This window comes from Streptomyces panacea, assembly GCF_040560175.1.
Taxonomy (GTDB): Bacteria; Actinomycetota; Actinomycetes; order Streptomycetales; family Streptomycetaceae; genus Streptomyces; species Streptomyces panacea.
Genome location: NZ_JARJHW010000250.1, coordinates 1 through 8,665 on the forward strand (window position 1 = coordinate 1; position 8,665 = coordinate 8,665).

At 72.1% G+C, this 8,665-nt stretch carries 7 protein-coding genes; 5 read left to right on the forward strand and 2 right to left on the reverse strand.

What is annotated here, in order from left to right; all coding sequences use genetic code 11:
* Positions 1-308, reverse strand: a 308-nt coding sequence (locus tag P3L51_RS33315) for an SWIM zinc finger family protein (RefSeq protein ID WP_354609086.1), incomplete at its 3' end; no start/stop codon positions are given.
* A 118-nt stretch (positions 309-426) separates the two neighbouring features.
* Between P3L51_RS33315 and P3L51_RS33320 the strand changes: the two genes are divergently transcribed.
* The 5 genes from P3L51_RS33320 to sucD all read left to right on the forward strand — a co-directional run bounded on the left by P3L51_RS33320 (position 427) and on the right by sucD (position 7,627).
* Positions 427-1,575, forward strand: coding sequence for an ATP-binding protein (locus P3L51_RS33320; RefSeq protein ID WP_354609087.1), 1,149 nt, complete (start codon positions 427-429; stop codon positions 1,573-1,575).
* Positions 1,572-4,052 carry a DUF5682 family protein gene (locus tag P3L51_RS33325; RefSeq protein ID WP_354609088.1) on the forward strand — a complete coding sequence of 827 codons (2,481 nt, stop codon included), beginning with the start codon at positions 1,572-1,574 and terminating at the stop codon, positions 4,050-4,052. Before P3L51_RS33320 ends, P3L51_RS33325 begins: the two co-directional genes overlap by 4 nt.
* A complete protein-coding gene (locus tag P3L51_RS33330; RefSeq protein WP_354609089.1) occupies positions 4,049-5,296 on the forward strand; it encodes a VWA domain-containing protein in 1,248 nt (415 codons plus the stop codon). Before P3L51_RS33325 ends, P3L51_RS33330 begins: the two co-directional genes overlap by 4 nt.
* A gap of 250 nt (positions 5,297-5,546) precedes the next feature.
* Positions 5,547-6,722, forward strand: coding sequence for an ADP-forming succinate--CoA ligase subunit beta (gene sucC, locus P3L51_RS33335; RefSeq protein WP_354609090.1), 1,176 nt, complete (start codon positions 5,547-5,549; stop codon positions 6,720-6,722).
* Positions 6,723-6,742: 20 nt separating this feature from the next.
* On the forward strand, positions 6,743-7,627 hold the full coding sequence (gene sucD, locus P3L51_RS33340; RefSeq protein ID WP_354609091.1) for a succinate--CoA ligase subunit alpha: 885 nt from the start codon (positions 6,743-6,745) through the stop codon (positions 7,625-7,627).
* A 134-nt stretch (positions 7,628-7,761) separates the two neighbouring features.
* Here sucD and P3L51_RS33345 read toward each other — a convergent pair.
* Positions 7,762-8,665 (reverse strand): SigE family RNA polymerase sigma factor (locus P3L51_RS33345; protein ID WP_494338553.1); only part of this gene is annotated, 904 nt, incomplete at its 5' end.

An 8,665-nucleotide genomic window follows, 5' to 3' on the forward strand; every position in this document is an offset into this window, starting at 1 on the left:
TCCGCGACCGTCCTGACGGTGGAGGTCCCCTCGGCCGCCCAGAGCAGCAGCAGCCCCAGCGCGTGCTTGCACGGGAACTTCCGGCTTGGGCAACTGCACGTGTACGCGGGGCCCTTCGTGTCTATCACCGTCCGATACGGCTTCTGGCCGCTCCCCTTGCACAGCCCCCACACGGCACCCTCGTCACTGCTGCCCGCGCCGGACCACGGACCGGCCGCGCTCAGCCTGGCCCCCGCCTTGCGTGACGCGGCGTCAGGAGCCAGGGCCAGCACCTGTTCCGTCGTCCAGCGCACCCCCGCGTTATCCATGTCCACGACGTTAGGCGCCACCACTGACAATCGGCTCCGACCTGCGGAAACGGCCGATTGTCAGTGGCATGGTGCACCGTGGATCCCCTAGCCGGTCGAACGATCTGGAGGGGGATCCATGACCATGCCCGAAACGAGTGCGACGACCGCCGGGACAGCTCCCGAGACGGTCGGCGGGACCGTCGGCGCCGAGGTCCTGCGACCGCACGCCGAGGACGCCTTCGCCGACGAACTGGGGGCGCTCGCCGCCGCCGACGACCGGCCCCGGCCGGCCAGGTGGCGGCTGTCGCCCTGGGCGGTCGCGACGTATCTCCTCGGCGGCACGCTCCCCGACGGCACGGTCATCACGCCGAAGTACGTGGGCCCGCGCAGGATCATCGAGGTCGCCGTCACCACCCTCGCCACCGACCGCGCGCTACTGCTCCTCGGCGTACCGGGCACCGCCAAGACCTGGGTCTCCGAGCATCTGGCCGCCGCCGTCAGCGGCGACTCGACGCTGCTGGTGCAGGGGACGGCGGGTACGCCCGAGGAGGCCATCCGGTACGGGTGGAACTACGCGCGACTGCTCGCCCACGGCCCGAGCCGGGACGCGCTCGTCTCCAGCCCCGTCATGCGCGCCATGGCGGAAGGCATGACCGCCCGGGTCGAGGAGCTGACCCGTATCCCCGCCGACGTACAGGACTCGCTCATCACGATCCTGTCCGAGAAGACCCTGCCGATCCCGGAGTTGGGGCAGGAGATCCAGGCCGTCCGCGGGTTCAACGTGATCGCCACCGCCAACGACCGCGACCGGGGGATCAACGACCTGTCGAGCGCGCTGCGCCGCCGCTTCAACACCGTCGTCCTGCCGCTGCCCGCCACCGCCGAGGCGGAGGTCGACATTGTCTCGCGGCGCGTCGACCAGATCGGGCGCTCGCTCGACCTGCCGGGCGGTCTCGAAGGCATCGCCGAGATCCGCCGGGTCGTCACGGTCTTCCGCGAGTTGCGTGACGGCGTCACGGCCGACGGCCGTACGAAGATCAAGTCCCCGTCCGGGACGCTCTCGACGGCCGAGGCGATCTCCGTCGTCACCAACGGCCTCGCGCTCGCGGCGCACTTCGGCGACGGTGTGCTGCGCCCCGGTGACGTCGCGTCGGGCATCCTCGGCGCCGTCGTCCGCGACCCGGCGGCCGACCGGGTGATCTGGCAGGAGTACGTGGAAACGGTCGTGCGCGAGCGGGACGGCTGGAAGGACTTCTACCGCGCCTGCCGAGAGGTCGGCGCATGACGACGCCGGTCCGCGACCCGGACGCGACGGCCGGCGCGACCCCGGCCACCGACACGCCTCCGGCCTGGCCGGCCGGGAGCGGGCCGCTGCTGCTCGGCGTGCGGCACCACGGGCCCGGCTCCGCCCGCGCCGTACGGGCCGCGCTCGACGCGGCGTCCCCGCTGGCCGTCCTGATCGAAGGCCCGCCCGAGGGCGACGCGCTGGTGTCCCTCGCGGGGGACCCCGGGATGCGCCCGCCCGTCGCGCTGCTCGCGCACGCCGTGGACGATCCGGGGCGTGCGGCGTTCTGGCCGCTGGCCGAGTTCTCCCCCGAGTGGGTCGCGATCCGCTGGGCCCTCGCCCACGGTGTCCCGGTCCGCTTCATCGACCTTCCCGCGACGCACTCGCTGGCGTTCACGGACGGGGACGAGACGCCGGACGGCCGGGCGGACGGTGAGCGCGGCCCCGAGCGCGGCCCCGAGCGCGGCCCCGAGACAGGCCCCGGGGGCGATTCCCGTGCCCGGGCGTTGCGCATCGATCCGCTCGCCGTCCTCGCCGAAACCGCCGGCTACGACGACGCCGAGCGGTGGTGGGAAGACGTCGTGGAGCACCGCGACAGCACGGCCGCCGACGACCCGTTCGCGCCGTTCGCCGCCCTCGGCGAGGCGATGGGCGCCCTGCGCGAGGAGTACGGCGACGGCGGGCACCGGCGTGACCTGGTCCGCGAGGCGTACATGCGGATCCAACTCCGAGCCGCGCGCAAGGAGTTCGGCGACGACCGGGTCGCCGTCGTCTGCGGCGCCTGGCATGTGCCCGCGCTCGGCCCGGGGACCACGGCCACCGCCGACCGCGCGCTCCTCAAAGGACTGCCCAAGGTCAAGTCCGAGATGACCTGGGTGCCGTGGACCCACCACCGGCTGGCCAGAGACAGCGGTTACGGCGCCGGCATCGACTCTCCCGGTTGGTACGGACACCTCTTCGGCGCACCCGACCGCCCCGTGACGCGCTGGATGACCAAGGTCGCCGGTCTGCTGCGCGAGGAGGACCGGCCCATCTCCTCCGCCCATGTCATCGAGGCCGTCCGGCTCGCCGAGACCCTGGCCACCCTGCGCGGCCGGCCGCTCGCCGGACTCACCGAGACCACCGACGCGATCCGTGCCGTCATGTGCGACGGGTCCGACGTGCCGCTCGCGCTCATCAGGGACCGGCTCATCGTCGGGGACGTCCTGGGCGAGGTCCCCGACTCCGCCCCGGCCGTGCCGCTGCAACGCGATCTGACCCGGCTCCAGCGTTCGCTGCGGCTGAAGCCGGAAGCACTGGAGCGCGAGCTGGACCTCGACCTCCGTAAGGAGACCGACGCGGGCCGGAGCAGGATGCTGCACCGACTGCGGCTGCTCGGCATCGGCTGGGGCGAGGCTGCCACGGGCCGCGGCAGCACGGGCACGTTCCGCGAGAGCTGGCGGCTGCGTTGGGAGCCCGAGCTGTACGTGCGGGTCGCCGAGGCCGGGGTCTGGGGCACCACGGTCCTCTCGGCGGCCACCGCCAAGGCCGAGTCACGGGCGGTGTCGGCGACCGCGCTCTCCGACGTCACGACTCTCGCCGAGCAGTGCCTCCTGGCCGAACTGACCGAGGCGCTGCCCGTGGTGATGAAGGCGCTCGCCGACCGCGCCGCGCTCGACGCCGACGTGGGCCACCTCGCCCAGGCACTGCCCGCGCTCGCCCGCTCGCTGCGCTACGGAGACGTACGGTCCACCGACACGGCGGCCCTCGGCGAGGTCGCCGCCGGGCTCGCCGAGCGGATCTGTGTCGGGCTGCCGCCCGCCTGCGCCGGGCTCGACGCGGACGGCGCGGCCGAGATGCGAGGCCACCTCGACAGCGTCCACACCGCCATCGGACTCCTGCCCGACGCCCCCGACCGCCCCGCCGGGGACCTGGCCGGGCGCTGGGGCGCCGTCCTGCGCAAGCTGGCCGGGCGGGACACCGTGCCCGGTGTCATCCGGGGCAGATCCACCCGGCTGCTCCTGGACGACGGGCGCCTCCCGGAGGACGAGGCCGCGCGTCTCATGGGCCTCGCCCTGTCGCCCGGCACCCCGCCGGCCGACGCGGCGGCCTGGATCGAGGGGTTCGTCGGAGGAGCGTCCGGCGGCGGCATGCTCCTGGTCCACGACGAACGGCTGCTCGGGCTCGTGGACACCTGGCTGACGGGAGTGCCGGACGGCTCGTTCACCGACGTACTGCCCCTGCTGCGCCGTACGTTCTCCGCGTACGAGCCCGGAGTGCGCCGCACGCTCGGCGAGTTGGTCCGGCGCGGACCGGCGGGCGGCGGCGCGCGGACCGGCCGTGCCGAGGCGGGGATCCCCGGCTTCGGAGCCGCCGTCGACGAGGCCCGCGCGGACGCGGTCCTGCCGGTCCTGCGCCTGCTCCTCGGCGGAGCCGTCGCCTCTCCGGACGACCTTCGGAAGAACACCGACAACGATCTTGCGGAGGTGGCCCGATGACCACGGCCGGGACGACGGAAGACGCGGTCGGCAACGCCGCGGGCGACACGGCCCACAACACGACCCACGACACGCCCCGCGAGGCGGCCGACGAGCGGCTGAGGCGCTGGCGGCTGGTCCTCGGCGGCGAGGCGGCCGACGGCACCGGACGCTCGCTCACCGGCCAGGACGCGGCGATGGACGGCGCGCTGACCGCTCTCTACGGAGGCGGCGGCACCGGCGCGTCCAGGAAGGGCGGCGGCAACCGCTCCGCGGGACTCGGCGCCTCCGCCCCCTCGGTCGCCCGCTGGCTCGGCGACATCCGCAACTACTTCCCCAGCTCCGTCGTGCAGGTCATGCAGCGCGACGCGATCCAGCGGCTGGGACTCTCCGCGCTCCTGCTCGAACCGGAGATGCTGGAGGCCGTCGAGGCGGACGTCCATCTCGTCGGCACGCTCCTCTCGCTCAACAAGGCCATGCCCGAGACGACCAAGGAGACGGCGCGCGCCGTCGTACGGAAGGTCGTCGCCGACATCGAGAAGCGGCTCGCCACCCGCACCCGGGCCACGCTCACCGGCGCCCTCGACCGCTCCGCGCGGATCAACCGGCCGCGCCACCGGGACATCGACTGGGACCGCACGATCCGCGCGAATCTCAAGAACTACCTGCCGGAGTACGGCACGATCGTCCCCGAACGCCTCATCGGATACGGCCGCGCCTCGCAGTCCGTGAAGAAGGAGGTCGTCCTCTGCATCGACCAGTCCGGGTCGATGGCGGCGTCCGTCGTCTACGCCTCCGTCTTCGGCGCCGTCCTCGCCTCGATGCGCTCCATCTCCACCCGCCTCGTTGTCTTCGACACCGCGGTCGTCGACCTCACTGACCAACTGGACGACCCCGTCGACGTCCTGTTCGGCACCCAGCTCGGCGGCGGCACGGACATCAACCGCGCCCTCGCCTACTGCCAGTCGCAGATCACCCGGCCCGCCGACACCGTCGTCGTACTGATCAGCGATCTCTACGAGGGCGGCATCCGCGACGAGATGCTGAAGCGGGTCGCGGCGATGAAGGCGTCCGGCGTGCGGTTCGTGGCACTGCTCGCCCTGTCCGACGAGGGCGCGCCCGCCTACGACCGCGACCACGCGGCGGCGCTGGCCGCACTCGGCGCACCGGCCTTCGCCTGCACCCCGGACCTGTTCCCGGAAGTAATGGCGGCGGCGATCGAGAAGCGGCCCCTGCCGATACCGGACACGGCGACCCGGCCGTAGGCCCCCTATGTCTGTCCGCCGTGTCCGCCGGACCCGTGTCTGTGACAGGTATCACCGCTCAGGGGTGATCTGTGATTTAGGGGTCCACGGCCCTCGGGGATAACCTGCGAGACGGACATGCCGCGCTCCGGGACTCCCTCTGCGCCTTCCTTGTGACAAGTGCAGTCACGTTGCCCATCGCGGCACGCCCACGCAGATTACGAACCGCGATCACTGCGAATCTTAGAAGACAGACAAGGGACGGACGCGCGTGGACCTGTTCGAGTACCAGGCGAGGGACCTCTTCGCCAAGCACGGTGTACCGGTGCTGGCCGGTGAAGTCATCGAAACGCCTGAGGCGGCGCGCGAGGTGACGACGCGTCTCGGCGGCAAGGCTGTCGTCAAGGCGCAGGTCAAGGTCGGCGGCCGAGGCAAGGCCGGCGGCGTGAAGCTGGCCTCCGACCCGGCCGACGCGGTCGCCAAGGCCGACGCCATTCTGGGCATGGACATCAAGGGCCACACGGTCCACAAGGTGATGCTGGCCCAGACGGCGGACATCGCGGAGGAGTATTACGTCTCCTTCCTCCTCGACCGCACCAACCGCACCTTCCTGGCCATGGCCTCCGTCGAGGGCGGCGTGGAGATCGAGGTCGTCGCCGAGGAGAACCCCGACGCGCTCGCCAAGATCCCGGTCGACGCCAACGAGGGCTGCACCCCGGAGAAGGCGGCCGAGATCGTCGCCGCCGCGAAGTTCCCGGCCGAGATCGCCGGCCAGGTCGCCGACGTCCTCCAGCAGCTGTGGACCGTCTTCATCAAGGAAGACGCCCTGCTCGTCGAGGTCAACCCGCTGATCAAGTCCGGTGACGGCAAGATCATCGCGCTGGACGGCAAGGTCTCGCTCGATGAGAACGCCGACTTCCGCCAGCCCGACCACGAGGCTCTTGAGGACAAGGCCGCGGCCAACCCTCTTGAGGCCGCCGCCAAGGCCAAGAACCTCAACTACGTCAAGCTCGACGGCGAGGTCGGCATCATCGGCAACGGCGCGGGGCTCGTCATGAGCACCCTCGACGTCGTCGCCTACGCGGGCGAGGCCCACGGCGGCGTGAAGCCCGCCAACTTCCTCGACATCGGCGGCGGCGCGTCGGCCGAGGTCATGGCGAACGGCCTGGAGATCATCCTCGGCGACCCGGACGTCAGGTCCGTCTTCGTCAACGTCTTCGGCGGCATCACCGCGTGCGACGAGGTCGCCAACGGCATCGTCCAGGCCCTGGAGCTGCTCAAGTCCAAGGGCGAGACGGTCAGCAAGCCCCTGGTCGTGCGCCTCGACGGCAACAACGCGGAGCTGGGTCGCAAGATCCTCTCGGACGCCAACCACCCGCTCGTACAGCGCGTGGACACCATGGACGGCGCGGCCGACAAGGCCGCCGAGCTCGCGGCTGCGAAGTAAAGGTAAAGGTCACCAACACCATGGCTATTTTCCTGACCAAGGAAAGCAAGGTCATCGTCCAGGGGATGACCGGTGCCACCGGCATGAAGCACACCAAGCTCATGCTCGCTGACGGCACCAACATCGTCGGCGGAGTCAACCCGCGCAAGGCCGGTACGTCCGTCGACTTCGACGGCACCGACGTTCCGGTGTTCGGCTCCGTCAAGGAAGCGATCGAGAAGACCGGCGCCAACGTGTCCGTCCTCTTCGTGCCGCCGGCCCACGCCAAGGCCGCGGTCGTCGAGGCCATCGACGCCGAGATCGGTCTCGCCGTCGTCATCACCGAGGGCATCGCGGTGCACGACTCCGCCGCCTTCTGGGCGTACGCGTCGAGCAAGGGCAACAAGACCCGGATCATCGGCCCGAACTGCCCCGGCCTCATCACGCCCGGCCAGTCCAACGCCGGCATCATCCCGGGCGACATCACCAAGCCCGGCCGCATCGGTCTCGTGTCCAAGTCCGGCACGCTGACCTACCAGATGATGTACGAGCTGCGTGACATCGGCTTCTCGTCCGCCATCGGCATCGGCGGCGACCCGGTCATCGGTACGACGCACATCGACGCGCTGGAGGCGTTCGAGGCCGACCCCGACACCGACCTCATCGTGATGATCGGCGAGATCGGCGGCGACGCCGAGGAGCGCGCGGCCGACTTCATCGCCAAGCACGTGACCAAGCCGGTCGTCGGCTACGTCGCGGGCTTCACGGCGCCCGAGGGCAAGACGATGGGCCACGCCGGCGCCATCGTCTCTGGCTCGTCGGGCACCGCGGCGGCCAAGAAGGAGGCCCTTGAGGCCGCGGGCGTCAAGGTCGGCAAGACGCCGACCGAGACGGCCGTTCTGGCCCGCGCCATTCTCGCGGGCTGACACTTGGCGGTACGGTCGTACGGAGTACGGCAGTTGTACCGCCGCACAACGCGCGTGGGCCCGCACCTTTCAGGTGGTGCGGGCCCACGCGCGTTCTCGTCCCCCGGCGAGGACGGCGGCGGCGGGGGAGGTCGTCAGGGGATCCGGGGCAGCAGCCGCCCCGGCCCGTTCAGCGGCACGGCGCGGAGCTTGTCGCGCAGCTTCAGGTCCTGCTTGCTCAGCTTCTGCGGTCCCATCGGCGCCGGGACGCCGCCGACCCGCTGGCCGGGCGCGGGCGTCGGCTCGTACTGCCTCGGCGCCGTGACCACCGTGTAGGCCGTCGCCCCGATGATCAGCACGGTGACGGCGATCGCGGCGCGCGTCCAGAACTTGGCGCGGCGCTCGCTGCCCAGCCGCACGGCGGACGCGCTCGCGACCGCCGGCGCGGAGACCGTCTCCGTCAACTCGCTCAGCCGCTCGTGCAGGGCTTCCGCGTCCCCGAGGTCGGGCAGCCGCTCGGAAACCGCCTCGCGCGCGTGCAGCAGCCGGTTCGCGGCGGCCGGGGTGGTGGCCTCGGTCTCGGCGGCGGTCTCGGGCAGGTCGAGCCCCAGACCGTCGTAGAGCAGCAGCGTGCGCCGGTACATCGGCGGCAGGTCGAGCAGCGCCCGGCGCAGCGCGCGCCCCTCGCGCTCGCCGTTGGGCGGGTCCGGATGCCGGTGGGCGCGGCGGAGCCGGTGCCAGGGCGACGTCGCGTAGTCGTACGCCGCGCCCCGCACCCAGCCGGCGGGATCGCGGTCGACGGCGACCTCGGGCCACCGGTGCCAGGCCAGATGAAAGGCGCGCTCGACGGACTCCTGGGCGAGGGTGCGCCGCCCGGTGAGCAGATACGTCTGGCGTACGAGCGCGGGGGAGGCGTACGCGTACAGCTCGTCGAACGCCTGGGCGGGTGTGAGCTTCGCGGCCTCGGCGGCGGCGGCCCCGGCGAGGGCCTCGGCTTTCTCCTTGCGGCGCTGGGCGTTCTGCCGGGACCGGCTGTCGGCCTCGACCGCGCGGACCGGG

Bases quoted from the DNA above. Each gene is read 5' to 3' on its own strand.
- P3L51_RS33320 (WP_354609087.1), top strand. From the start codon at position 427: ATGACCATGCCCGAAACGAGTGCGACGACCGCCGGGACAGCTCCCGAG.
- P3L51_RS33325 (WP_354609088.1), top strand. From the start codon at position 1,572: ATGACGACGCCGGTCCGCGACCCGGACGCGACGGCCGGCGCGACCCCG.
- P3L51_RS33330 (WP_354609089.1), top strand. From the start codon at position 4,049: ATGACCACGGCCGGGACGACGGAAGACGCGGTCGGCAACGCCGCGGGC.
- sucD (WP_354609091.1), top strand. From the start codon at position 6,743: ATGGCTATTTTCCTGACCAAGGAAAGCAAGGTCATCGTCCAGGGGATG.